Origin of the sequence: Methylobacterium pseudosasicola (assembly GCF_900114535.1) — a bacterium.
In the GTDB taxonomy this organism is placed as follows: domain Bacteria; phylum Pseudomonadota; class Alphaproteobacteria; order Rhizobiales; family Beijerinckiaceae; genus Methylobacterium; species Methylobacterium pseudosasicola.
Window position 1 is genome coordinate 129179 of the sequence record NZ_FOTK01000010.1, and the last position, 25159, is coordinate 154337.

The 25159-nt window shown below is 70.2% G+C and carries 15 protein-coding genes and 2 pseudogenes; 10 read left to right on the forward strand and 7 right to left on the reverse strand.

What is annotated here, in order from left to right; genetic code table 11:
- Positions 1-375, forward strand: a pseudogene (locus BM228_RS35345) (methyl-accepting chemotaxis protein); the annotation flags it as partial.
- Between the two features lie 173 nt (positions 376-548).
- On the opposite strand, the gene rplS reads toward BM228_RS35345, so the two are convergent.
- From rplS to argB, 3 genes are all read right to left on the reverse strand, one after another.
- Positions 549-938: a 50S ribosomal protein L19 gene (gene rplS / locus BM228_RS12525; RefSeq protein WP_092040614.1), complete on the reverse strand. Its 390-nt coding sequence runs from the start codon at positions 936-938 to the stop codon at positions 549-551.
- Between the two features lie 148 nt (positions 939-1086).
- Positions 1087-1842 (reverse strand): pyrimidine 5'-nucleotidase, encoded by a 756-nt coding sequence (locus BM228_RS12530; protein ID WP_092040617.1) that lies wholly within the window; start codon positions 1840-1842, stop codon positions 1087-1089.
- Between the two features lie 243 nt (positions 1843-2085).
- A complete protein-coding gene (argB, locus tag BM228_RS12535) occupies positions 2086-2979 on the reverse strand; it encodes an acetylglutamate kinase (RefSeq protein ID WP_092040620.1) in 894 nt (297 codons plus the stop codon).
- A gap of 323 nt (positions 2980-3302) precedes the next feature.
- Here argB and BM228_RS12540 point away from each other — a divergent pair, with 323 nt between their 5' ends.
- The 3 genes from BM228_RS12540 to BM228_RS12550 all read left to right on the forward strand — a co-directional run bounded on the left by BM228_RS12540 (position 3303) and on the right by BM228_RS12550 (position 13834).
- Positions 3303-4658 (forward strand): UDP-glucose dehydrogenase family protein, encoded by a 1356-nt coding sequence (locus BM228_RS12540; RefSeq protein ID WP_092040623.1) that lies wholly within the window; start codon positions 3303-3305, stop codon positions 4656-4658.
- A gap of 369 nt (positions 4659-5027) precedes the next feature.
- A complete protein-coding gene (locus BM228_RS12545; protein ID WP_208612029.1) occupies positions 5028-12470 on the forward strand; it encodes a type I polyketide synthase in 7443 nt (2480 codons plus the stop codon).
- On the forward strand, positions 12467-13834 hold the full coding sequence (locus tag BM228_RS12550) for an aminotransferase class I/II-fold pyridoxal phosphate-dependent enzyme (protein WP_092040628.1): 1368 nt from the start codon (positions 12467-12469) through the stop codon (positions 13832-13834). The genes BM228_RS12545 and BM228_RS12550 overlap by 4 nt, the downstream gene beginning before the upstream one ends.
- 140 nt (positions 13835-13974) lie before the next feature.
- Here the strand turns inward: BM228_RS12550 and BM228_RS12555 are convergent, their stop codons facing one another.
- From BM228_RS12555 to BM228_RS12565, 3 genes are all read right to left on the reverse strand, one after another.
- Positions 13975-15159, reverse strand: coding sequence for a polysaccharide biosynthesis/export family protein (locus tag BM228_RS12555; RefSeq protein WP_092040630.1), 1185 nt, complete (start codon positions 15157-15159; stop codon positions 13975-13977).
- A 205-nt stretch (positions 15160-15364) separates the two neighbouring features.
- Positions 15365-16858 (reverse strand): LTA synthase family protein, encoded by a 1494-nt coding sequence (locus tag BM228_RS12560; RefSeq protein ID WP_092040632.1) that lies wholly within the window; start codon positions 16856-16858, stop codon positions 15365-15367.
- Between the two features lie 209 nt (positions 16859-17067).
- The gene (locus BM228_RS12565) at positions 17068-18564 is read right to left on the reverse strand and encodes a capsular polysaccharide export protein, LipB/KpsS family (protein WP_092040635.1); all 1497 of its coding nucleotides are present in this window, start codon (positions 18562-18564) and stop codon (positions 17068-17070) included.
- 349 nt (positions 18565-18913) lie between these two features.
- Here BM228_RS12565 and BM228_RS12570 point away from each other — a divergent pair, with 349 nt between their 5' ends.
- The 4 genes from BM228_RS12570 (at position 18914) to BM228_RS12585 (ending at position 22446) form a co-directional block, all read left to right on the forward strand.
- On the forward strand, positions 18914-20221 hold the full coding sequence (locus BM228_RS12570; RefSeq protein WP_092040637.1) for a capsule biosynthesis protein: 1308 nt from the start codon (positions 18914-18916) through the stop codon (positions 20219-20221).
- 121 nt (positions 20222-20342) lie between these two features.
- Positions 20343-21110, forward strand: coding sequence for an SDR family NAD(P)-dependent oxidoreductase (locus tag BM228_RS12575; protein ID WP_092040640.1), 768 nt, complete (start codon positions 20343-20345; stop codon positions 21108-21110).
- Positions 21110-21970 carry a formyltransferase family protein gene (locus BM228_RS12580; RefSeq protein ID WP_092040643.1) on the forward strand — a complete coding sequence of 287 codons (861 nt, stop codon included), beginning with the start codon at positions 21110-21112 and terminating at the stop codon, positions 21968-21970. The genes BM228_RS12575 and BM228_RS12580 overlap by 1 nt, the downstream gene beginning before the upstream one ends.
- A 65-nt stretch (positions 21971-22035) precedes the next feature.
- Positions 22036-22446: a flagellar basal body rod protein FlgC gene (locus BM228_RS12585; RefSeq protein WP_092040646.1), complete on the forward strand. Its 411-nt coding sequence runs from the start codon at positions 22036-22038 to the stop codon at positions 22444-22446.
- On the opposite strand, the gene BM228_RS12590 is transcribed toward BM228_RS12585, so the two are convergent.
- Complete coding sequence (locus BM228_RS12590) at positions 22430-23833, reverse strand: amino acid permease (RefSeq protein WP_092040648.1); 1404 nt, start codon at positions 23831-23833, stop codon at positions 22430-22432. The genes BM228_RS12585 and BM228_RS12590 overlap by 17 nt on opposite strands.
- 456 nt (positions 23834-24289) lie before the next feature.
- On the opposite strand from BM228_RS12590, the gene rpsO reads away from it, so the two are divergent.
- Both rpsO and BM228_RS12600 read left to right on the forward strand, forming a co-directional pair.
- Positions 24290-24559, forward strand: a complete 270-nt coding sequence (rpsO, locus tag BM228_RS12595; protein WP_007560136.1) for a 30S ribosomal protein S15 — start codon at positions 24290-24292, stop codon at positions 24557-24559.
- A gap of 208 nt (positions 24560-24767) precedes the next feature.
- A pseudogene (locus BM228_RS12600) lies at positions 24768-25159 on the forward strand (polyribonucleotide nucleotidyltransferase); the annotation flags it as partial.

Below are 25159 nucleotides of genomic sequence, written 5' to 3' on the forward strand. Positions count from 1 at the left end.
CTCGCCAACCAGACCGCGCAGGCGACGGCGGAGATCGCGACCCGGGTCGGCGCCGTGCAGGCCTCGACCCGGCAGGCGGTCGAGGCGATCCAGGAGATCGGCCGCACCGTCGACGAGGTCAACACGCTGGCCACGAGCGTCGCGGCGGCGATCGAGGAGCAGGAAGCGACCACCGGGGAGATCGTGCGCAGCGTCGCGCAGGCGGCGGACGGCACCACCACGGTGACGGGCAACATCGCCGAGGTCTCGACCGCCGCCCAAGAATCCGGCGCGGTGGCCGAGCAGGTGCTCGGCGCCGCGGCCGAGTTGTCGCAGAAGTCCGGGCGGCTCTCCGCGGAGATCACGCAGTTCCTCGACCGGGTCCGGGCCGCCTGACCTGCGGGCATAAAAAAACCGGTCCGGCTGAGCCGGACCGGTCGATCGTCGATCAAAGTCTGGTTTCAAAAGGTCCGGGACCTTTTGCGGGTGCGGGCAGGGCCCGCCTCTTCATCAGGGCTCCGCCCTGACAACCCGCCAAAGGGCTGCGAGCCCTTTGGAAACTCAGATGATTACTCGGCCGCGGCCGGGGCTTCCTTGGCCTTGTAACGGTCAGTGCGCTCGACGATGCGGGCCGACTTCCCGCGGCGGTCGCGCAGGTAGTACAGCTTGGCGCGACGCACCTTGCCGCGGCGGACGACCTTGATCGAATCGATCATCGGCGAATGGACCGGGAAGACGCGCTCGACGCCCTCGCCGTAGGAGATCTTGCGGACCGTGAAGCTCTCGTTGAGGCCGCCGCCCTGGCGGCCGATGCAGACGCCCTCGTAGGCCTGGACGCGGGTGCGCTCGCCTTCCTTCACGCGGACGTTGACGATGAGCGTGTCGCCCGGCTCGAAATCGGGAATGGTCTTGGCGAGGCGCGCGACTTCCTCGCGCTCCAGCTGCTCGATGATGTTCATGGCATAGCTCCAGCCGTTGCGCCGTGCCGCCCCTCATGGGCGTCCGGCACCAGGATTTCGGCGATCCTGTTGTGAGTTGGGCGGCTCTCTACAGGATCGCCGCCGGCTTGTCGATTGCGCTTGTCGATCGAGGATCCGCACTGCCCCGTCAGGGGTGCGTCGCCCCCGGGGCGCCCCGCGTGGCCTCGGGCAGCACGCAGGCGGAGAGGAAGGCGGCGAGATCGTCCGTGATGTGGTCGATATGCGCCTCGCGCACCGCCTCCTGCTCGAAGGCCTCGCGGTAGGGATCGATGACCTTCGGGACGACCAGCACGGTGGCCATGCCGAGATCGTGCGGCACCGTGAGGTTGCGGGCGATGTCCTCGAACAGCACCGCCCGGGTCGGCTCGACGCCGTGGGCCGCGAGGAAGCGCTCGTAGGTGGAGCGCTCGGGCTTGGGGACGAAATTCGCGGCGGCGATGTCGAACACGTCCTCGAAATGGTCGAGGATGCCGAGCTTGGCCGCGACGTTCTCGGCGTGGCGGCGCGAGCCGTTGGTGAGAATCAGCTTGCGCCCGGGCAGACGCTCGATCGCATCACCGAGACTTGGGTCGAGCTTGATCGTCGAGTGGTCGATGTCGTGGGCGAAGTCGAGGAAGTCGTGCGGGTCGACCCCCTCCTCCGTCAGTAGCGCCGTCAGGGTCGTGCCGTAGCGGTGGTAGAAGTATTTCTGCAGGGCGCGGGCCGAGATCCCGTCGAGCCCGTAGAGGCGCATCACGTAAAGGGTGATGCGCTCGTCCACCTGCGGCCAGACCTGCGCGTCGCTCGGATAGAGCGTGTTGTCGAGGTCGAACACCCAAGTGTCGACGCCGGCAAACCCGCGGGACGCGGGGGTGGTGAATTGGGCTTTCTCCGGGTGGTGCACCGTGTCCCTTTGAAATCCTGATCCCGCGGGATTCTAGAGCCAAGCTCGATCGCGTTGCAATCGCAGGCGGCTCCGAAGCCCTTGGGGCGACGCGGCCCCGTCCGCCGACCCCTCGCGGAATCGACGGCGTGGAACGGTCAGGCTGGCAAGCCAGGCTTGCGCCAGGCTGAGCCGGGACAACGACAATGCCTGAGCGGCGCGGGCGTTGCCGCGTCCGATCCGCCCACCGTCGTCCCGGGGGGATCAGCCCCGGCGGATCAGGGTGCCGGCACCGTAATCGGTGAACAGCTCCAGCAGCACCGCGTGGTTGACCTTGCCGTCCAGGATGACGACCGCCTCCACGCCGCGCTCGATCGCGTACATGCAGGTCTCGATCTTGGGGATCATGCCGCCCGTGATGGTGCCGTCGGCGATCAGGCGCCGGCAATCCTCCACGGTCAGCTCGGGGATCAGCTTCTTGTCCTTGTCGAGCACGCCCGGGACGTCGGTGAGCAGCAGCAGGCGCTTGGCCCGCAGCGCCCCCGCGATGGCGCCGGCGAAGGTGTCGGCGTTGACGTTGTAGGTCTGCCCGTCGGCCCCGTAGGCCACCGGGGCCAGGACCGGGATCAGCTCCGCCTTCAGCACCGCGTCGAGGACGCCGCGCTCGACATGGTCCGGCTCGCCGACCAGGCCGAGATCGATCGCCTGCTCGGTGTGATTCTCGGGGTCGATCACGGTCTTCATCGCCCGCTTGGCGCGGACCATGTTGCCGTCCTTGCCGCACAGGCCGATGGCCCGGCCGCCCTCGGCCGAGATCCAGCCGACGATCTGTTTGTTGATCGAGCCGGCCAGGACCATCTCGACCACCTCGACGGTGGCCTCGTCGGTGACCCGCAGGCCGCCGCGAAACTCGGACTGGATGCCGAGCCGGTCGAGCATCTTGCCGATCTGCGGGCCGCCGCCATGCACGACGATCGGCTTCAGGCCGGATTGCTCCAGGAGGACGATGTCCTCGGCGAAATCCTCGGCCGCGGCCCGGTCGCCCATGGCGTGGCCGCCATACTTGATGACCACGATCTCCTGGTCGTAGCGCTGCATGTGGGGCAGCGCCTGGGCCAGGACTTCGGCGCGCACGTGCACGTTCGGCAGTTCGGTCATCGTCGTCCTTCGCCGATCCTTGGAATGGGCTTCGGATGGGGCTTGGCGGCGCCCGGCCTCGCCCGGCCGGCGGGCGCGCTTCTACAGGAAGCCGCCCACGCTGCGAAGCCGCCAAGAGACATGTTTTCGGTGTCGCTACGGCGACAGGATCCGGCCGCCGCCACCTCCGGTTCGGCTGCGGTGTCAAAAAACAGTCGCGTTTCCGCGGTGTTGCATCGTCGCGACAGAATCGGGGACCGCCGAAAGGCCCCGGTTGCATCGCGGCCGGTCTCGGATCATGCTGCGTTGCAACAAGCCGCGCGGCGGGCTGCCGGGAGGACCGGATGCGGATTGCGATGATTGGGGCCGGGTATGTCGGCCTGGTATCCGGAGCCTGCCTCGCCGATTTCGGTCACAGCGTGGTCTGCATCGACTGCGACCCGGACAAGATCGCCAGCCTGAACGCCGGCCGCATGCCGATCTACGAGCCCGGTCTCGACGCGCTGGTGGCCGAGAACGTCCGGCAGGGCCGTCTTGCCTTCGGTTCGACCCTGTGGGACGCGGTGGCTGAGGCCGACGCGGTGTTCATCGCGGTGGGCACCCCCTCGCGGCGCGGTGACGGCTTCGCCGATCTCTCCTTTGTGTTCGACGCCGCCCGGGAGATCGCGGGGGCGCTCTCGGGCTTTACCGTGGTGGTGACCAAGTCGACGGTTCCTGTGGGCACTGGCGACGAGGTCGAGCGGATCATCCGCGAGATCCGGCCCGAGGCGGATGTCGCCGTGGCCTCGAACCCGGAATTCCTGCGCGAAGGTGCGGCGATCTCGGACTTCAAGCGCCCCGACCGCATCGTGGTCGGCAGCGAGGATCCCCGCGCCGAGGCGGTGATGCGCGAGGTCTACCGGCCGCTCTACCTCAACGCGGCGCCGATCGTGGTGACGAGCCGGCGCACCGCGGAGCTGACCAAATACGCCGCCAACGCCTTCCTGGCTGCCAAGATCACCTTCATCAACGAGATCGCCGACCTCTGCGAGGAAGTCGGCGCCGACGTGCAGCAGGTCGCCCGGGGCATCGGCCTCGACAACCGGATCGGCAGCAAGTTTTTGCACGCGGGACCGGGCTATGGCGGTTCCTGCTTCCCCAAGGATACCCTGGCCCTGGTCAAGACCGCCCAGGATGCCGGGGTGCCGCTGCGGCTGGTCGAGACCGTGGTTGCGGTCAACGATCAGAGGAAGCGGGCGATGGCCCGCAAGGTGATCAAGGCCTGCGGCGGCAGCGTCCGCGGCAAGACCGTGGCTTTGCTCGGCCTGACCTTCAAGCCGGACACCGACGACATGCGCGAGGCGCCGTCCCTGTCGATCGTGGCCGGCCTCCAGGATGCCGGCGCGAAGGTGCGCGCCTACGATCCCGAGGGGATGGAGCAGGCGCGCGCGCTGATGCCGGAGGTAGATTACGCCGAGAACGCCTATGCCTGCGCCGAGGGCGCGGACGCTCTGGTGATCGTCACCGAGTGGAACGCGTTCCGGGCGCTGGACCTCGACCGGCTGCGGCAGACCATGGCGTCCGCGGGTCCCGCGCCCGTGCTGGTCGATCTGCGCAACATCTACGATCCCGAGACCGCCGAGCGCCACGGTTTCAGCTATCGCGGCGTCGGACGATCCAAGGATAGCGCCAAGGATAAGGCTGGTCCGGCCGCGTCTTGAACGTCGGCCGGACGGCGTCGGGCCGGCGCGTTGCGGTGCCAGATCTGCAGGCTGCAGCAAAGATCTCTTTGGAAAACCCTCGCGACACCGCTAGACGGGCTCCGTTCGCCGGTGCGCAACTGTGGCATTTCGATGGTCGCGTGACCGTCTCAACAGGCGGTCAAATGGTGCAGACTTGGCATTTCGGCCGTCGTCACTGGACTGCATTCTGATGAATACATGTCACAGCCCAGCGCAATCTGGCCGGGCCGGGATGACCTTGCCTGGGGGCAGGTTGGACACCGCAATGGTGCCACAGTAAGGGGTGAGAGGTTACTCACTCGTCGCGAGCCGAGCCGACTTCCGATAACGAGCGTGTGCGAACCGAACGTGACACAACGTACAGACATTGCGATCGTCGGACGCGCATGCCGACTACCCGGGGCCCCCAGCGTCGACGGGCTGTGGCAACTCCTCTCGGAGGGCCGGTGCGCCGTCAGCAAGGTCCCCAGTGACCGCTTCTCCCTCGACCGGTTCGCGCATCCGCGCGCCCAGGAGCGCGGGAAGAGCTACACCTGGGCCGCCGGCATCATCGACGACATCTGGTCGTTCGACCCCGCTGTGTTCGGCATCTCGCCCCGCGAGGCCGAGCAGATGGATCCGCAGCAGCGGATGCTGCTGGAGCTGACCTGGGAAGCCCTCGAAGACGCGGGCCTGCGCCCGTCGAGCGTGGCCGGCAGCAACATCGGCGTGTTCGTTGGCGCCTCGTCGCTCGATTACGGCAACCTGCGCATCCTCGATGCGGCCTCGGGCGACGCCTACGCGGCCACCGGCAACACGCTTTCGATCATTTCGAACCGCATCTCGTACATCTTCGATCTGAAGGGTCCGAGCTTCACGGTCGACACCGCCTGCTCGTCCTCGCTCGTCGCCTTCGACAACGCCGTGCAGGCGATCCAGTCCGGCCGCGTGGACACGGCGGTCGTGGCTGGCGTCAACGTGCTGGCGAGCCCGTTCAACTTCATCTGCTTCTCCACCGCGCAGATGCTCTCGCGCACCGGCCTGTGCCAGGCGTTCTCGAAGAACGCCGACGGCTACGTGCGCTCGGAGGGCGGCGTGGTGTTCGTGCTGCAATCGGCCGAGGCCGCGCGGCGCAACGGCGCCACCGTGCGCGCCCGGATCGTGGCCTCGGGCATCAATTCCGACGGGCGCACCACCGGCATCTCGCTGCCCTCCGGCTACGCCCAGGGCGCCCTGCTGGAGCGGGTGTACCGCGACGCGGAGATCCGGCTCGACGACCTCGCCTTCATGGAAGCGCACGGCACCGGTACCCCGGTGGGCGACCCGATCGAGGCTTCGGCCATCGGCACCAAGCTCGGGCGCGGCCGCCAGGCGCCGCTGCCGATCGGCTCGATCAAGACCAATATCGGCCATACCGAGCCGGTCTCCGGCCTCGCCGGCCTGATGAAGGCGACGCTGGCCCTGGAGCACGACCTCGTGCCGCCGTCCCTGCACGCGGCCGAGCTGAATCCCGACATCCCGTTCGACGAGCTCAACCTGCGCGTCGTCCGTGAGGCCCTGCCGATCACCCGCGGCCCGCGCGAGCGCTATGCGGGCGTGAACTCCTTCGGCTTCGGCGGCACCAACGCTCACGTCGTGATCACCGACGGGAATTCCGGCTCGCAGCCGGACGCCGGTACCCCGGCGCCGTCCGCTCAGGTTCTGCTGCTCTCGGCCCAGACCCGCGCGGCGCTGAACGAGCTCGCCCTCGACTATGCCGAGCGCATCGAGGCCGAGCCCGAGCGGGTCGCCACGGTGGCCGCCGCCGTCGCGCATCGGCGCGAGCGCCTGCCCGCCCGCCTGGCGATCGCGCTCGACGGCAAGTCCGACGTGGCTGCGGCGCTCCGCGCCGTCGGCGAGGGCGAGGATGCCCAGGACGCCTTCACCGGCACTGCGGTCGACCGCGCCGCCGAGGTGGCGTTCGTCTATTCCGGCAACGGCAGCCAGTGGGCCGGCATGGGCCGCGAGGCCTACGAGGAGAACCCGACCTTCCGGGCGGCCTTCGACCGGGTCGACACCCTGTTCCAGAACTACGCCGACTGGTCGCTGAAGCAGGCCCTCTACGCCGAGGACCTGGACGAGCGCCTGGCGCTCACCAGCGTCTCGCAGCCGCTGATCTTCGCCATCGAGAGCGCCTCCACGGCCGCGCTCCGGGCCAAGGGCCTGATCCCCTCCTACGTGCTCGGCCACAGCGTCGGCGAGATCGCCGCCGCCGAGGCGGCCGGCATTCTCACCCTCGAGGATGCCGTCCGGGTCATCTACTACCGCAGCCACCACCAGGAGACGACGCACGGCCAGGGCACCATGGCGGTGCTGCTGATGCCGGCCGAGGAGGTGGAGTCCTTCCTCAAGGATTACCCGTCCCTCGACATCGCCGCCTACAACAGCCCCAAGGCCGTCACGGTCGCCGGGCCGGTGGCCGATATCGACGCCGCCCTGAAGGCCCTGTCGCGCAAGCGCCGCCGCGGCCGCAAGCTCGACCTCGCCTACGCCTTCCACGGCCGGCTGATGGACCCGACCGAGAAGCCGCTGCTGCGCGATCTCGCCGGGCTGAAGGCCCGCGCCGGCACCACCGCGATGGTCTCCACCGTCACCGGCAGCGTGCTGGAGGGCGACAATTTCGGCGCCGGCTACTGGTGGCGCAATATCCGCGAGCCGGTGCGCTTCAGCGAGGCCGTACAGGACGCCACCCGTCGCGGCGCCCGCGTGTTCGTCGAAGTCGGCCCGCGCGCGACCCTGATGTCCCATGTCGGCGACGCGGTCGAGCCGCTCGGCATCGAGACCGCTACGGTCGGCGTCATGCACCGCAAGGCCTCGGGCGGCGACCCGATCGCCAAGGCGGTCAGCGCCGCCCTGGTCCAGGGCGCGCAGGTCGACGAGGCTTTGCTCTTCGGCGACGCGCCTCGGGGCGACGTGCGCCTGCCGACCTATCCGTGGCAGCGCCGTCCGTTCCGCCTGGCCGACACCCCCGAGAGCGTCGGCGCCATGAGCGCCCGCCCCTATCACCCGCTGATCGGCTCGCGGACGACCTTCGACGGTCTGGAGTGGAACGGCTTCGTCGATCCGGCGACGCTGCCGGAGCTGGAGGACCACAGCGTCGAAGGCCAGGTGATCATGCCCGGCGCCGGCTTCGTCGAGATGGCGCTGGCCTGCGTCCGCGAGGCGATGCGCCACGACGAGGTGGTGCTGGCGGATTTCGAGATCCTGTCGCCGATGGTGTTCGCCGAGGAGGCCCTGCGCGAGGTCGCGGTGCGCCTGTCGGGCACCGGCAACGGCATCCAGGTCCTCAGCCGTCCGCGCCTGACCCAGACGCCCTGGCAGCTTCACGCCCAGGCCAAGATCGTCGACGGCACGTTCACGGCCCCGAAGGCGCCGGACCTGAACGGGTTCGATTTCGACAGCGCCGGCGAGCAGGTGCTGACCGGCGAGGCGCTCTATGCCCGCGCCCGCGCCTCCGGCCTCGCCTTCGGCCCGAGCTTCCGGCAGGTCGCCATGAGCGCCCGGCTGGATGACGCCACCATCGTGTCCGATCTGGTGCCGGCCGAGGCCGACACTCGCTTCACCCTGGTCCCGGCCCGGCTCGACGCCTGCTTCCACGGGCTGATCCTGCTGTTCGCCGACCTGCTCGGCGAGAATGCCGGCAAGGCCTACATCCCGGTGCGATTCGGCGAGGTGCGGCTGCTGCGCCCCGGCGCGGTGATTACCCGTTCGATCATCCGGACCCGGCGCTGCAACGAGCGCTCGATCCTGGCCGACTTCACCCTGCTCGACGCCGACGGCGCGGTGGTCGCCACCATCCGCGAGGGCCGCTTCCAGGCCCTGCGCGCCAAGGGCGGCGGTGATCTGGCGGCCTTCGCGATCTCGCAGGTGCCGGAACTCGCTACCGAGCCGACTGCGATCCCGATGGAGCGCCGTCCGAGCGTGGCCGCGCGCCTGCGTCCGCTCACCGCCGAGGCGAAGGGGCCGGCCGACGCCGCCCTGTCGCCGGGCCACCTCCTGCTGGAAGGCTGGGCGACCTCCCTGGCCTACCGTCTCGCCTCCGGACTGGCGGAGGGCGAGACCGTCTCGATCACAGACCGGCGCGTGCCGGAGGCTCTGCGCCCCTGGCTGCTCAACGCCCTCTACGCCCTAGAGAGCAGCGGGCTCGCCGAGCGCGCCGGCCAGAACTGGACCCTGGGCGACGGCTCCGCGCTGCCGGCTCCGGACGAGATCATGCGCTGGATCGCCGGCGATCATCCGGATCTCTCCGCCGAGCTGGTGCTGATCGCCGATGTCGGCGCCATGGTCGACCGCCTGCTCGCGGGCAAGCTGACCGAGGCTCCGGCCCTGCCGCAGGGCGCCATCGACGCCTTCGTGATGCGCTCGGCCACCGCGCGGCACACCGCCGACGTGGTCGCCGACCTGATCGAGACGAGCCGCGGCCAGCTCCCGAAGGAGCGGGCCCTGCGGGTCCTGCAGGTCGGGTTCGGCCCGCTCTCGGCCCAGGCCGCGGCCTTCGCGGCCGCCGCCGAGGCCCGGCTCACCGTGTTCGAGACCGATCGCCGGCTCGCCGAGCGCGCCCGCCTGTCGCTCACCCACGGCGCCACAATTGTCGAGGCGGCCGACGAGCTCGCCCCCGGCAGCTTCGACCTGATCCTTGCGGCCGGCAGCCTGCATCGCGGCGAGCGCGCCCTTCCGGGCCAGCTCGCCGGGGCGCTCGCCACCGGCGGCCTGCTGGTGGCCGTGGAGCCGGGCGCGTCCCTGTTCCGCGACCTGGTGTTCGGCCTCACCAACGGCTGGTTCGAGGAAGCCGTCGGCGGCATGCCGGTCGGGCGCCTCGAGGATATCGAGGGCTGGCAGCGCACGCTCAGCGCCCACGGCCTGGTCAAAGTCGCGGTCGAGCGCGCGGCGTCGGCCAACGGCGACGACCTGCTGCTGGTCGCCGAGGCTCCGGTGCGTCCGGGCCCGGCCCCGGCCCAGAGCTTCGCCTTCGTGATCGGTTCGGACGACGAGTTCGCGGCCGAGACCGCCTCCTCCCTGGCGACCCTGCTGGTCGCGGGCGGCGTGCATGTCTCGATCATCCTCGACTCCGAGACCTCGCTGATGGAGCTGGAGAAGGAGACCCCCGACACGGTGGTGTTCCTGGCCGGCGCCTTCACCCGCGGTGGCGAGGCGGCCGAGCGGCTGCGCGACCGCTGCCTCAGCCTGAAGCGCTGCACCGAGCATCTCGGCGCCCGCCAGACCCGCCTCTGGGTCGTGGCGCCGGGTGCCACCCGCGATCGCGGCGGCCAGACCACCAACATCGAGGCCGGCGTGTGGGCCTTCTCCCGCACCCTCGCCAACGAGGCGCCGAACCTCGACGTGCGCCGCATCGACCTCTCGCCCGAGATGTCCTCGAAGCGCGCCTCCGAGCGCCTGCGCGACCTCATCCTCTCCGGCACGCCGGAGACCGAGATCGTGCTCGACGACGAGCGGACGCAGGTCGTGCGCTTCCATGCCGGCCGGCCGAAGCATCGGGATCCGGCGGATGCCGTCCCGGCCGAGGCCGCGCGCCTGGAGCGCAGCAACACCGGCGGTCTCAACGAGATGGTCTGGGGTCCGGCCGAGCGCCGCACCCCCGGCAGGGGCGAGATCGAGATCGCAGTCGAGGCCACTGGCCTCAACTTCCGCGACGTGTTGTGGGCGCTCTCAATGCTGCCCGAGGAGATCCTGGAGGACGGCTTTGCCGGCCCCCGGCTCGGTCTCGAATGCGCGGGCCGGATCACGGCCGTCGGTGCCGGCATCAAGGGCTTCAAGGTCGGCGACCCGGTCGTCGCCTTCGCCCAGTCGGGCTTCGCCACCCACATCGTGGTGCCCGAGCTCGTGGTCGCGCCGATGCCGCAGGGTCTCGACCCGATGGCGGCGGCCACCGTCCCGGTGGCGTTCCTCACCGCCTATTACGGCCTCGTCTCCTGCGCCCGGATGCGGCGCGGCGAGTGGGTGCTGGTCCATGGCGGCGCGGGCGGCGTCGGCCTGGCCGCGTTGCAGATCGCCAAGCTGAAGGGCGCGCGGGTCATCGCCACCGCCGGCTCCCGCGAGAAGCGGGCGCTCGTGAAGGCGCTGGGCGCCGAGCACGTGCTCGATTCCCGCTCCCTCGCCTTCGTGGACGAGGTCCGGGCGATCACCGGCGACGGCGTCGACATCGTCCTGAACAGCCTGTTCGGCGAGGCGATGGAGCGCTCCCTCAACGCGCTGCGGCCCTTCGGCCGCTTCGTCGAGCTGGGCAAGCGCGACTACGTCGCCAACACCCATATCGGCCTGCGCCCGTTCCGGCGGAACCTCAGCTATTTCGGCGTCGACCTCGACCAGGTGCTTCAGCACCAGGGCGACGACGGCGCGCGGATGTTCCGCGAGGTCATGGCGCTGTTCAACGACGGCGGCTTGAAGCCCCTGCCCTACCAGCCGTTCACGGCAGCCGAGACCTCGGACGCGTTCCGGCTGATGCAGCAATCCGGGCATATCGGGAAGATCGTGATCAGCCCGCCCAAGGCCGGCACGATCATCAAGGACACGCGCCGGCCGTTCACGGTCTCGGAGAGCGGCGTCCACTTGGTCACCGGCGGCCTCGGCGGCTTCGGCCTGGAGGCGGCGCGCTGGCTGGTCGACAAGGGCGCCAAGCACCTGGTGCTCGCCGGCCGCAAGGGCGCGACCACCGACGAGGCCAAGGCGATCGTCGCCGAGCTCGCCGGCCGCGGCGTGAAGGTCGAGGCCAAGGCCGTCGACATCACCAGCCGCTCGGCGGTGGACCGGCTGATCGCGGAGATCGAGCAGGGCGGCAAGACGCTCGCCGGCGTGCTCCACGCCGCGGCGGTGCTTCAGGACGGCCTGATCGCCAATATCGACGCGGCCGCGCTCGACGCGGTGATCGGCCCGAAGGTGGTCGGCGCCCAGCATCTGGACGCCGCCACCCGGGACCGGAGCCTCGACTACTTCGTCATGTTCTCCTCGGCGACCACCTTCATCGGCAATCCCGGCCAGGGCTCCTACGTCGCCGCCAACGGCTTCATGGAAGGTCTGGCCCGGCAGCGCCGCCGCCGTGGCCTGCCCGCTTTGGCCGTGGCCTGGGGTGCGATCGGCGATGTCGGCATGCTCGCCCGCAACAAGGCGGTCATGGAAGGTCTCGCCGGCCGCGTCGGCGTCACCCCGATGGAAGCCCGTCGCTGTCTCGAGCTGATGGCCGATGCGCTGGAGTGCCAGGGCACCGCGCCGGACGAGGCGGTGATCGCCATCGCGGCGATGCATTGGGGCAAGGCGCGCGAGCGTCTCGCCACCATGCGCTCGCCGAGCTACGCCGATCTCGGCTCGGACCAGCAGGCGGAGGCCGGCGGCGTCCAGGCGATCAACATCGCGGCGCTCCTCAAGGGCGGCGATGTCGACGCGGTCCGCAAGACCGTGTCGGACGCGATCGTCGAGGACATCGCCCGCATCCTGCGTCTGCCCAAGGACGATATCAGCCGCGTGCGTCAGCTCTCCGAGATCGGTCTCGACTCGCTGATGGGCGTCGAGCTGGGCGCCAGCCTGCAGGAGCGCTTCGCCCTCGACGCGCCGCCCGCCGGCCTGTCGTCCGGCATGACGGTCAACGAGCTGTCGGAGTCCTTAATTCAGGCGGTTTCGGCCCCCATGGATGAGGCGGCCGGTGTCGCGATGAGCCTCGTCTCGAAGCATATCGGTGGTGAGATCGACGCGCAGATGATGGCGCCGCTCAGGGAACTCATCGAGAAGACCTCCAGCGAGATCAAAGAGACCAACTCATGACCGATACGGCACGGCCTGACGGCGGGCGCGCGGCGCTCGCCGGCTTCGTGACGAACCGCCTCGGGCGCGCCACGCCGCGCCCGGCGCCCGCCAAGGCGGCCTCCCCGGCCGGGCAATCCGCCGCGCAGAATTTCGAGAACCTGCCCGGCTATCGCGAGCTTCAGCTGCAGCGCCAGGCGGCGCAGCTGATCGGCCTGGGCAACCCGTTCTTCCGCGTCCACGACGCCAAGGCCGGCGCGACCACCCGGATCGACCAGAAGAGCTTCACCAACTTCTCGTCTTACGATTACCTCGGCCTGAACGGCCATCCCCGGGTCAGCAACGCGGCCCGGGAGGCGATCGAGGCCTACGGCACCTCGGCCTCGGCGAGCCGCGTGGTCGCGGGCGAACGGCCGGGGCATATCAGCCTTGAGCAGGCGCTCGCCAAGCACTACCGGACCGAGGGCTGCATCGTGATGGTGAGCGGGCACGCCACCAACGTCACGACCATCGGCGCCCTGCTGGAAGCCGGCGACGTGATCTTCCACGACGCCCTGTCCCACAACAGCATCGTCACCGGTGCGCAGCTCTCCGGCGCCCAGCGGCGCTCCTTCGCGCATAACGACCTCGACGCTCTGGAGAGCCTGCTCCAGAACACCCGCCACGAGCACCGCCGGGCGCTGATCGTGGTCGAGGGCCTGTACAGCATGGACGGCGATGCGCCGGACCTCGCCGGCCTCGTCGCCCTCAAGAAGCGCTACGACGCCTGGCTGATGGTGGACGAGGCCCACGGCCTCGGCGTCACCGGACGCACCGGCGCCGGCCTGTTCGAGCATTGCGGTGTCGACCCCAAGGAGGTCGACATCTGGATGGGTACCCTATCCAAGACGCTCTCGACCTGCGGCGGCTATATCTGCGGCCCGATCGCGCTGATCGAGTACCTCAAGCACACAGCCGGCGGCTTCGTGTACAGCGTCGGCATGTCGCCGCCGCTGGCCGCCGCCGCCGAGGCGGCGCTGGCGGTGATGCATGCCGAGCCGGAACGGGTCGAGCGCCTGCGCCAGAACGGCACCCTGTTCCTCGCCACCGCCAAGAAGCTCGGCCTCGATACCGGCTTCAGCCTCGGCCTCGCGGTGGTGCCGATCATCGTGGGCGATTCGCTCAAGGCCGTGACCCTGTCGGACCGGCTGTTCCGCCGCGGCATCAACGTCCAGCCGATCATCCACCCTGCGGTGCCGGAGCGGGCTTCGCGCCTACGCTTCTTCCTCACCTCCGAGCACACGGCGGACCAGATCCGCGACACTGTGAACGCGGTGGCCGAGGAGATGGTGGCGATCGACAAGGGCGGCTCGCTGATCGAGCAGCTGCTCGCCAAGCGCGGCTGAGTTTTTTTCCGGGCTGCGGCGCGAGATACGGCGCGGTCTGTCATTTGAAAACGCAAACAGGGCGCGGATGCTATCCGCGCCCTGTTTGCGTTCTGAGGATCGCGACCCCGCCGGCCCGAAGGCCGGCGGGGTCGCCCGGCCTACTTGGCGTAGGCGTAGGCGGTGGCCGCGGAGCTGAGCGGGCCGGTGACGCCGCTGAATGCCGTCAGCACCTTCTGGACCTCGGTGAAGGGGGCATTAGAGACGTAGACGAGGTCGCGGTTGCGCATGCGGAACGCCTGGGTGGTGAACAGGCTGTTGGGGTCGCGCATGTTGATCCGGTAGACCACCGGCACCAGCGGCGTGCCGGTGAGCTTCGTGGCCGGGTTCAGGCGGCGCACCACGCTGGCCGGCTCGAACCGGAAGATGAACGTCCCGGCCGGGTCGGCGGCGAAGTCCGACAGGCCGCGCGCCTTGGCCAGCGCCTGAGCCAGCGTGATGCCGTCGGCCTGGAACGGCAGCTCGGTCGCCTGGCCGAGCGCGCCCACCGCCAGGAAGGTCTGCGGATCGCGCACCAGGGTCAGCACGTCGTTGGGCCGCAGGTAGATGTTCTCCTTCGGGTTCGACACCACCGTGGTCAGCGGCACCGTGGCGGTGACCGGCCCGCGCGACAGGCGCACGAAGGTCTCCGACACCGGCGAGCGGTTGCCGCCGGCGGCCGCGATCACGTCGAGGATGCGGTCGCCGTGGCCCGAGAGCGGCAGGCGGGCGCCGGCCGCGCCCTCGCCGGTGACGGTGACCGCCTGACTGATCGGCCGTGTGACCGAGACCAGCACCTGCGGCTGGATGGCCTTGCCGGCGAGCTCGTTCTCGATCAGGCCCTGGACGTCCTGGGGCCGGCGTCCGGCGACCTTGATGCGCCCGGCATAGGGCACCGAGATCGCGCCGTCGCGGCCGACCGGCTGCTCGGGGATGAGGGCGGATTTGGAGCCTGCGGAGAAGCGGTCGGCGACGAGCGGGCCGGAGAACAGGCCGCCGGACCCGGCCTCCCAGACCGAGACCGAGACCATGTCGCCGACGCCGATCACCGGCTCGGAGGACGGGCGGTGGTCGCCGAAGGAGGCGAGCAGGCTGTCGAGGGGGCGTCCGCGCAGGGCCTCGATGACGGAGGGGGTGACGTCGATGATCTCGTAGCGGGCGAGCGTGCCGCCATCGGCGGTCGCGACTTCCGCGCCCGCCTCGATCGCGCTCGCCGTCGGCCCCGCCGCGGGCAGATACGTGCAGCCGCCGATGGACCCCGCCGCCAGGGCGGCCATCAGCGCGGAGAGCGCCGTCTTACGCAGCATCACAGAGACTTCTCCTCGCCGACCTCCGCGCCATCGCTGGCTCGGGCCGGGACATCCATGGTGACCGCCAAACGCTGCGATCGCTTTAACGACCGCGTCGAACGGGCGGGCACCTCGCGGAACCCGCTTCTCGGACGGCTTCGCTATCCGCCGGCAATGCGACACCAGCGTGGCACTGCCAAGCTCGAACCGGTCAAGCTTAGCCTTATCGCGCCCTTGCCGGTGCCTCCGCAAGGGTGCGGGCCAGGGTCGCGCGCAGATCCCGCCCCAGGGCGTCGGCGGTAATGTCCTGGCGCCGCGGCTCGACTCGGTCGCCGCCGAACCGGAACAGCGCGTAATCGGTGGCCTGGCCGCCGAAGCCCGGCTTGCAGGTCGGCAGCGAGGGCGCGTGGTCGCCGAACATGCAGAGGGTGATGGTCTGGCGGCGGTCGCGGGCGATGGCCTCGAGTCCCGCCACGAGGTTCTCGATCATGCGGCCGGTATTGACCACGTGGTGAAGGTACTGCGCCTCGGGATCGTCGATCCCGGGCAGCCGCCCGGGCTTCCACGGCCCGTGATTCTCCATCGTCACGCAGAACAGGAACAGCGGCGTGCGCCGCCCCCGGACCTCGTCCAGCAGGCGCTCGCCGAGCGCCACGTCTCCGACATAGGGACCAACCCGGGGTGCCCGCTCGAAGGCCTCGCCCATCACCAGATCGGTGAAGCCGAAAGCCTGCATCACCTTGGCCCGACGGAAGAAGTCCCTGTGGAACGGGTGCAGGAACAGGGTCTCGTAGCCCCGGCCGCCGGCCAACCGGGCGAGGCTGGTCGGCTCGTCGCCGCTTCGCGACGTGTAGGGATCGTACCGACCGAAGCCCAGGCTGTCGGAGGGCCGGCCGGTGAGCACGGCGTGCTCGCTGCGCATCGTGTAGGCGCCGTGGGCCGGGACCCGCAGGCGGCCGTACTGCGCGGCGCGGGTGCGGAACAGCTCCATCGCGGGCAGCGCCGGGCCGCCGAGGCGCTCGGGATCGATGAATGATTCGAGCTGGATCACCACGACTACGTCGTCGCCCGGGCCGGACGGCAGGGTCGGCACCTCCGGAACCGGCGCACTGCCGGCCAGCGCCCGGGCGGTGTAGCCGAGGAGGCTCGCCGGCAGACCGACCCGGGCGACATCCGCCTCCAGGTTGGGCTCGGGAAACCAGCGCGCGACCAGCGTGGCGAGCGGCGGCCGGGATGCGGCGAGAACCAGCAGCCACAGCGCCAGGGGCAGGCCGAGCAAAGCGGCGATGCGCGGGATCGGCGCATCCGGCAGGACGCTCGGCTCGGTCCGGTACCAGATCACCGTCGCGATCAGGGTCAGGACCACCGGAACCGAGATGCGCGGGTCCCAGAGCGGTGGGATGTAATAGAGCTGCGGATGGCGCGGCACCTGCGGCAGCAGGACGAAGTCGCTGAACAGCAGCGGCTCGCCGATCACCGAGCGCTTGGCCCGGCTGACATAGATCAACGCCGCCACCGAGACGACGCAGGTCAGTCCGGCGAGCCAGGGCCGCCACGAGAAGACGAACCAGAACAGCAGGATCAGCAGGTAGCCCAGCAGCCGCAGGGCGAGGTCGCGCGGCTTCAAGCTCGCCGGGCCGAGCGAATCGCCGACGAACACCTCAAGGGCGAGGCAGAGGGCGAGGGTCAGCGCGGTGGCGATGAGGAACGTGGTCACGGTTCAGGAACTCGAAGAGGGGCGCGCGCGCAGACAGCCGCTGGCGGATGCGACCCGGCACCGAAAAACATGGTGAAACAGGGGCTTTGCGGCGTTTCCGGAAGTGGATGTTTTGGAGCCGAGATGTCGTCCGCCGCGATAGAACTCCGCTCTATCCCCTTGTGATCGTATAAAGAAACCGGGATGGCGGGTGCCATGGTTGCCCCCGCCTAGCGCGGGCCCGCCTCGCGGCCGACGCCGCGGCGGTTGCGGAGTGCCCGCACGATCGGATTGAACAGGCCGTAGCGCGCCCGCATGACGAGATGCGCGGTGCGGCCGATCGAGAGGGCGGTGCGCGGTGCAGCCTCCCGGGCGGCGCTGAGCCGGTCGAGCAAGCGCTCGGGGCTGCACGGCTTCATCGCCACGGGATCGAGATAGCGCGAATAGAGGATCATCGCGCCGGCCACCAATTCGTCGAGCGTCAGCTTGCGGCCGCGGTCGGCCCCCGGCGCCAGATCCTCCGACAGGCCCCAGCCCGAGTAGAACGGCCGGCCATGGGTCGCCACGCTGAGCCCGCGGATCAGCGCCTCGAAGCCCGCGAGCGAGGTCATGGTCTCGACATGGTGCACCCGGTCGAGCAGGTCGACGATGCTGATGCCGCCCACAATCCGGTCGGCGAGGGTGAGCGCCTCGGCCTCCGGGATGATGCCGGGGCGAAAACCCGCCTCGACATCGGGATGGGGCTTGTAGAGCAGGAAGGCGTCGGGGTTGCGCCGCCGCGCGGCCTCCAGCAGCGCCCGGTTGGAGCGGACCAGCGGCGAGCCGTGCTGCACCGAGGCGTCGTCCTCCACCTGCCCCGGCACCAGGACGATCCGGCAGCCAACCGGCCAGTCGAGGGCGGCGGCGTCGAGGCCGACATTATACTTGCTGAGGCGGCGGGCCACGACCTCTTCGCGCAGGCGCTTGGCCCGGCTCAACAGTTCGGGTGGGAAAGCCGACTCGGCGAGCAGCCGCTGCAGGCGGCTCTCCCGGCGCGGGTCGTAATAGATGCCGAGGTCGTCGATCACGATGGAGGCGCCCGGCTGCAGGCTGGCGCCGAGGCCGACCGAGCGCAGGAAGCCGTCCTCCACCCGGGCGAGCGGCAGGCCGGCCTCCCTGCAGGCGTCTTCCAGCTTGCCTGGCGCGCGGGTCGCCCAGGCGAGGATCCGACCCTGATGGCGCTGGCCCGCCGCGACTGCCGCCTCGGCCGTCATGGTGTGGACCGGGCGCCCGGCAGGCCCGGTGCCGAGCACGTCGAGGGCCGGCCGCTTCCAGCGTGACATGCCGACATAGACGACCCGCCGGTCGTTCTCGGCGAAGTGCGCGGCGAGCCAGGCCACGTGCTCGGCGCAGGTCTCGCGGTCGATCGGCTGGCGGGTCCAGGGGTCGAGGTAGTGGATGCCGCCCTCCCCGCCGAAGGGCGCGCCGTCGAGGCTGAGCCGCAGGGATGCGAACCCGGTCTCCGGCGTGTCGTACGGGCTGAGCAACGGACCCGGCGCGACCACGAGCCGACGCCGCCCGGTCAGCCCGAGCAGGCGCGCGGGCAGGCTCCCCGCTCCCCAGACGACGCCGACCGCGCCGGGCCGAACCCGGCCGAAGGCGAAGCCCGTCGCGGCCTCGATCTCCGCCCGCAGGCGGCGGATCGTCCGGCCGGTCGCGTAGAGCGACGGGGTCGGTTCAAGGGACATGATGGCGCGCCCGGCTCCGGTCGGCTGACTCGTTCGGGCCGCCTGTAGCGCATTTTCGCCGCCGTGGGATGGCCGGCGCGGAATCACCGGGATCGTGGGGACAACCGTGGCCGATCCGCCCAAGCGTCACGGCTTGGAAAGGATTTGGACATATCGTCGCCGTGATTGCCCCTTCAATCCGAATGGTGGCCGCAAAAGCGCGACCGTTGCAGACGGGCCACGCCGGAGCGGAAACGCCATCCCGCGACGCGGCCTCGGATTGCCGGGCCGTGTTGCTGCGTGCCAACTCTGGTCACTCTTTCTGGTCCGGATCCGTCCGGCCAAGGGTCAAGGATAGAAGCGCCGCGGAATGCAAAAGACCGCCCCCGACGCCCTCCGCGACCGCCCTGCGACCTTTCTGTTCCTGCAGGGCATCGCCTCTCCGTTCTTCTCGGATCTCGGCAAGGCGCTCCGCGCCCGGGGGCACGAAGTCCGCCGCATCAACCTGTGCCCCGGCGACTGGCTCTTCTGGAACGGCAAGGCCGACCATTACCGCGGCCGCCGCGAGGCCTGGGGCACCTACCTCGAATCGTATCTCGACCGCGAAGCCGTCACCGACATCGTCCTGTTCGGCGATTGCCGGCCGTTTCACCGGGCGGCCCGGATGATCGCCGAGGTTCGCGGCCTGCGGGTCCACGTGTTCGAGGAAGGCTATATCCGCCCGAACTGGATCACCTGCGAGCTCGGCGGGGTGAACGGTTTCTCGTCCCTGCCGCGCACGGCCGCCGAAGTCCGCGCCCTGGCGCGGCGCCTGCCCCAGCCCGGCCGGGCGATGCCCTCCACGGGCGACATGGCCCGCCGCAGCATCTGGGACGTGAGCTACAACGTCGCCAACATCGCGTTTCCTTATCTCTTCCCGCATTTCCGCAGCCACCGGCCGACCCACATCGCGGCCGAATATGCCGGCTGGATCAAGAAGTTCACCCGGCGCGCCCATACCCGCCGCGAGGCGGCGCGCTGCGACGAGATCTACCGGGCGGTCGGCTGCGACTACTTCCTGCTGCCGCTCCAGCTCGACAGCGACTACCAGATCCGGGTCCACTCGCCGTTCCTCGGCGTCGAGGGCTTCATGGACCGGGTGATCAAGTCCTTCGCGGACGCCTCCTCAGCCCCGACGCGGCTCTTGGTGAAGCTGCATCCGCTCGACAGCGGCCTGATCAACTGGCGAAAATTCGCCCGCGCCTCGGCCCGGCGCCACGGCGTCAGCGACCGGCTCGACTTCATCGACGGCGGCGACCTGCCGGCCCTGATCAAGGGTGCCCGCGGCGTGGTCATCGTCAACTCGACGGTGGGCATGCTGTCCCTGGAGATGGGTCGCCCGACCCACGCGGTCGGCACCGCGATCTACAACATGGCCGGCCTGACCCATCAGGGCGACCTCGACGGGTTCTGGACCAACCCGACCCCGCCTGACCTGGGCCTGATGGCCGATTTCCGCCGGGTCGTGCTGCACAAGACCCAGGTGAACGGCGGCTTCTTCTCCAAGGGTGCGATCGAGCGGGCCGTGGCCGGCGCGGTGCCGCGGATGGAATCCGCCCTGCCCGATTCGATGCTGGCCGCGGCGCGGGTGATCCGCGAGGGGAGCGAGAGCGACGGACAGCTCGCGCCTGTCTATTGAAGCGTGACGGGAAACCTGTCGGTTCCTGCTGACAGTTTCCGGGTCCCGACGAGCCTTTAAGTCACCGGTGAGCCTTTCCCGGCCTTGATTTGTCCGGGCTCCGCGGCGTAGCACCCGGGTCATGCCCCGCATTCTGATCACTGGCGCGTCGAGCGGTATCGGCGCTGCGCTCGCACGCCATTACGCGCGTGCCGACGTGAGCCTCATCCTCGTCGGACGCAACGTCGACCGCCTGGAAGCCGTGGCCCGGGATTGCCGGGCGAGCGGCGCGACCGTCGAGCCCGTGCGCCTCGACACCCGGGACCGGGCCGCCGCGATCGGCCTGATCCACAGATCCGACGCGGCCCAGCCGCTGGACCTCGTCATCGCCAATGCCGCGGTGAACGGCGGCAACCAGAAGGGCGAGGTCGAGACCGAGGCGACAGCGTTCGAGACCGCGGACATCAACTACACGGGCTCGCTCAACATCGTACTGCCGACCCTGACGCTGATGCTCCAGCGCGGGCGCGGACAGATCGTGCTGGTGTCCTCGCTGGCGGCCTACGCGCCCTTGCAGGATGCCCCGGCCTATAGCGGCGCCAAGGCTGCCCTGGTCGCCCACGGGCTGGCCCTGCGCCAGAAGGTCGGGCCGCGCGGCGTGAAGGTCAACGTCGTGGCGCCGGGCTACGTGAAGACCCCGATGGGCGGCGAGCTCAAGGGCTGGCGGCCCCTGGAGATGAGCGCCGACGAGGCGGCCCTGCACATCGCCAAGGGCGTCGCGAAGGACCGCGACGTGATCGCCTTCCCGTTCGTGCTGGCGGCCCTGGCCAGGACCGTGCTGCTCCTGCCCGAGAGCATCCGCCGGGCCGGCCTCTACGCCTTCCGGTTCCAGCGACGGCCGCGCCGCTGATGGCCCGCGCCCGGATCGCGCTGTTCGTCCTGGAGGCGCTGCCGAATGCCCGGGTGGTGCGCCGGTTCGTGGCCGATCACCGGGCCGACATCGCCTTGGTCGGGCTCTCGAACGCGGAGCGGCCGTCGAGCGGCGGCTTGACCGGACAGGTCCGGCGCCATCTCGCCCGCTCGGGCACCGGGATCCTGCCCTATCTCGCGGTGAATTTCGGGTTGCCGGACCTGCTGCGCCCGCTGGCGCCGCTGACGCAGGCGGTGGCCGGCAGCGGCGACGCACCGGAATCGACGCCGCTCAAGACCCTGTGCCGGCGCCTCGGTATCCCGACCCTGACGGTGGACGACGTCAACGGCCCCGAGGTTGCGCAAGCGCTGCGCGAGGCGGCCCCCGACCTGATCCTCACCTATCATTTCGATCAGATCCTGAAGGCCGAGATCATCGATCTGGCGCGGCTGGGCGGCATCAACGGCCATCCCGGGCTGCTGCCGCGCCACCGCGGCCCGGTCCCGACGATCCATGCGCTGGCCGACGGGCCCGGCAGCTTCGGCATGACCCTGCACCGGCTGGCCGCCACGATCGATACCGGGGCGATCCTCACCCAGGAGGCCCTGCCGCTTCCCGCCGACACCACCGCCACCCGGGCGGCCGTGGCGCTGCACGCCCATGGGCGCGGTATGCTCGACCGGCTGCTCGACGAAATCGCCCGCACGGACCGGATCCCTGAGGGCCGGACCACGGCGGTCCTGCCCTATTGCCCGTTCCCGGACCGGGCGCTGCTGGCCTCCCTGCGCCGCAGGGGCTTGCGGCTCACCGACGGACGGGACCTGCGCGAAGCGGTGAGCTTGTCCGGCCGCGCCGCTTAACCGGCTCTTAAGGCTGTTTCGTAAAGGATCGTACAGCCTCTCCCGCCGCCGACCGAGTCCGCCCGATGCCGGATACCAGCGCCCTCAAGGTGGCCTCCGACGCGCTGGCCTACGGCCGCAAGGTCCAGAGCGGGCGGATCCGCGCAATCTCCGAGAACATCGCGAACGCCGATTCCGCCCCGACCGCTCCGGGCGGGACGCCCTACGCTCGCAAGATCGCCGTGTTCCAGCCGGTCAATCCCGAGAGCCCGCGCGATCCGGTGGGCCGCATCGCGCGCGATTCCAGCGACTTCCGCCGGCGCTACGACCCATCGAATGCGGCGGCCGACCGGCAGGGCTATGTCCGCCTGCCGAACGTCAACGTCGCGCTGGAATCGGCCGACCTGCAGCGCGTGATCCGGAACTACGAGCTGAATCTCAGCGCGGAGGCTTCGATAGACGCGGTGAGCCGGGCGACGCTCAACCTGCTCGGATGAGCCGGGTGTGGTGCCGGCCGTAGCCGGCATAGATCGCCAGGCCGATGACCAGCCAGATGGCGAGCCGGATCCAGGTATCGGCCGGCAGCGAGGCCATCAGCACCAGGCAGGACAGGATGCCGAGCACAGCCATCGGCGTCGCCGCCGGCACGCGGAACGGCCGGGGCCGGTCGGGCTGGGTCCGGCGCAGGATCAGCACGATGCCGCAGACCAGGCTGAACGCCAGGAGCGTGCCGATGCTGACGAGCTCACCCAGGATATCGATCGGCACCAGCCCGGCCACCGCCGCGGTGAACAGCCCGATCACCACCTGGCTCGCCACTGGCGCCCGTGTCTCCGGATCGACCCGGCAGAACAGGGGCGGCAGCAGCCCGTCCCGCGCCATCGCGAAGAAGATCCGGCCCTGCCCGTAGAGCGCCGTCAACGCCGAGGTGGTCAGCCCAATTAGGGCGCCGATCTTGATCACGATGGCGAGGCCCGGCATCGCGAGGCGGTCGATCGCCTTGGCGATCGGGTCGGCCACGTCCAGCTCCTGATAGGGAACCAGGCCGGTGAGCACCGCCGCCACCGCCACGTACAGGATCGTGCTGATCGCCAGCGAGCCGATCAGCCCGACCGGCGCGTCGCGCTGCGGCGCCCGGCACTCGCCCGCCGCGGTCGCGACGGTCTCGAAGCCGACGAAGGCGAAGAACACCACCGCGGCCCCGCGGAACACGCCGCTCCAGCCGTAGGTGCCGAACGCGCCGGCATTTTCCGGCACGAACGGGTGCCAAAGCTCCGGCTGGAGATGGACCGCGCCGACGCCCACGAAGGCCAGGATGATCGCGATCTTGGCGACCACCAGCAGCCCGTTCACCAGGGATGCCTCCCGGGTCCGGCGGGTCAGGAGGGCGGTCAGCACCAGCACGATCCCGGCCGCCGGAAGGTTGACCAGGCCGCCATCCCCCGGTGCCGAGGCCAGCGCGGCCGGCAGCGCCAGGCCGAAATCTGCCGCAAGCGATTGCGCGTAGCCGGACCAGCCCACCGCCACCGTGGCCGCCGCCATGGCGAATTCGAGCACGAGATCCCAACCGATGATCCAGGCCGGCAGCACGCCGAGGCAGGCCCGCGTGTAGGTATAGGTCGAGCCCGCCTCCGGGATCATGGCGGCCAGTTCGGCGTAGCACAGGCCGACGAAGCCGCAGGCGATGCCGCCGATCACGAAGGACAGGCTCAGCGCCGGACCCGCATATTGCGCCGCCGCGGTTCCGGTCAGCACGAAGATGCCCGCGCCGATCGTGGCGCCGAGCCCGATGGCGACGAGGCCCGGTGCGGTGAGGCTCCGGGCGAGGCCGGGATTGCCGGTCGCCGGGCTTTCGAGCTGGGCGATGGCGGCGGTGTCGGACATGTCGAGGCTCACGGTCTTCAAGTCACCGGGTGGATGGATGGGAGCCCGGCGAGCAAGATCCGAGCCGGCATCGCCGCGCGCTCGCGCAGACGCGCACGAACGATCGACCCGTCGTGCCCTCGAGTCTAGGAAAAAAGCGGTTCGATGCGGGAGACCGGACAAGTGCTGCGAGGCGATCGACGAGTCGGTGCGTTCGAGTCGGGTCGCCGGGCCTCGACCATCCGCGGATCGGTCGCAGGCCGAGGCCGACCTCGGCGCGGCCCTTCGGCCCAGGGCTGGTGTATCCGGCGGTTTCGTGTATGGATCGCGCGGCCTCGGCCCGGGTTACCGGGCGGGGCTTGAGCCGCTTGGCGCTGTGACCGTGCTGGACGACATCCCGGCACCGGCCGAACGCCGAGCGCGAGCGCCCTCTTTCGGGGCGCCGCATCCGAACCAGCACAACCCGAAAGGCATGCGATGTCGATCACGGCAGAGCGCAAGACCGCGCTCATCAAGGAACACCGCAAGGACGCCAAGGACACCGGGTCCCCCGAGGTCCAGGTCGCGATCCTGACCGAGCGGATCACCAACCTGACTGGCCACTTCAAGACCCACGGCAAGGACAATCATTCCCGCCGCGGCCTCCTGAAGATGGTCTCGCAGCGCCGCTCGCTGCTCGACTACGTCAAGCGCAAGGACGAGGCCCGCTACCGCGCCCTCATCGAGCGTCTCGGCATCCGCCGCTAAGGCGCATCACGCGCGGTTCCGAGCCCGGCTCGGGGCCGCGTTCTGCAATCTCGGGCTGCCGGAATGGGTCCGGCCGCTCGAAAAACGGGCCGCTTCGAGGCGCCAGCGTCGGGGCAGGATCGCGCGACACTTCCGCAGATGAAGTGTCGCGCCGTCTTGCCCCCGACGGCGCCGGGCCGGGCCCGCCGAAGGCAAGGAAAAGATACGTATGTTCGACGTTCAACGCGAAGAGCTGATCTGGGGCGACCGCAAGCTCGTCCTCGAGACCGGCAAGGTCGCCCGGCAGGCCGACGGCGCCGTGCTCGCCACCTACGGCGAGACCTCGGTGCTCGCCACGGTGGTCGCCACCAAGGAGCCGAAGCCCGGCATCGACTTCCTGCCGCTCACGGTGAACTACCAAGAGCGCGCCTACGCCGCCGGCCGCATCCCGGGCGGCTACTTCAAGCGCGAGGGCCGTCCCTCCGAGAAGGAGACCCTGGTTTCCCGCCTGATCGACCGTCCGATCCGCCCGCTCTTCGTCGAGGGCTGGCGCAACGACACCCAGGTCGTCGTCACCGTCCTGACCCACGACCTTGAGAACGATCCCGACATCGTCTCGAT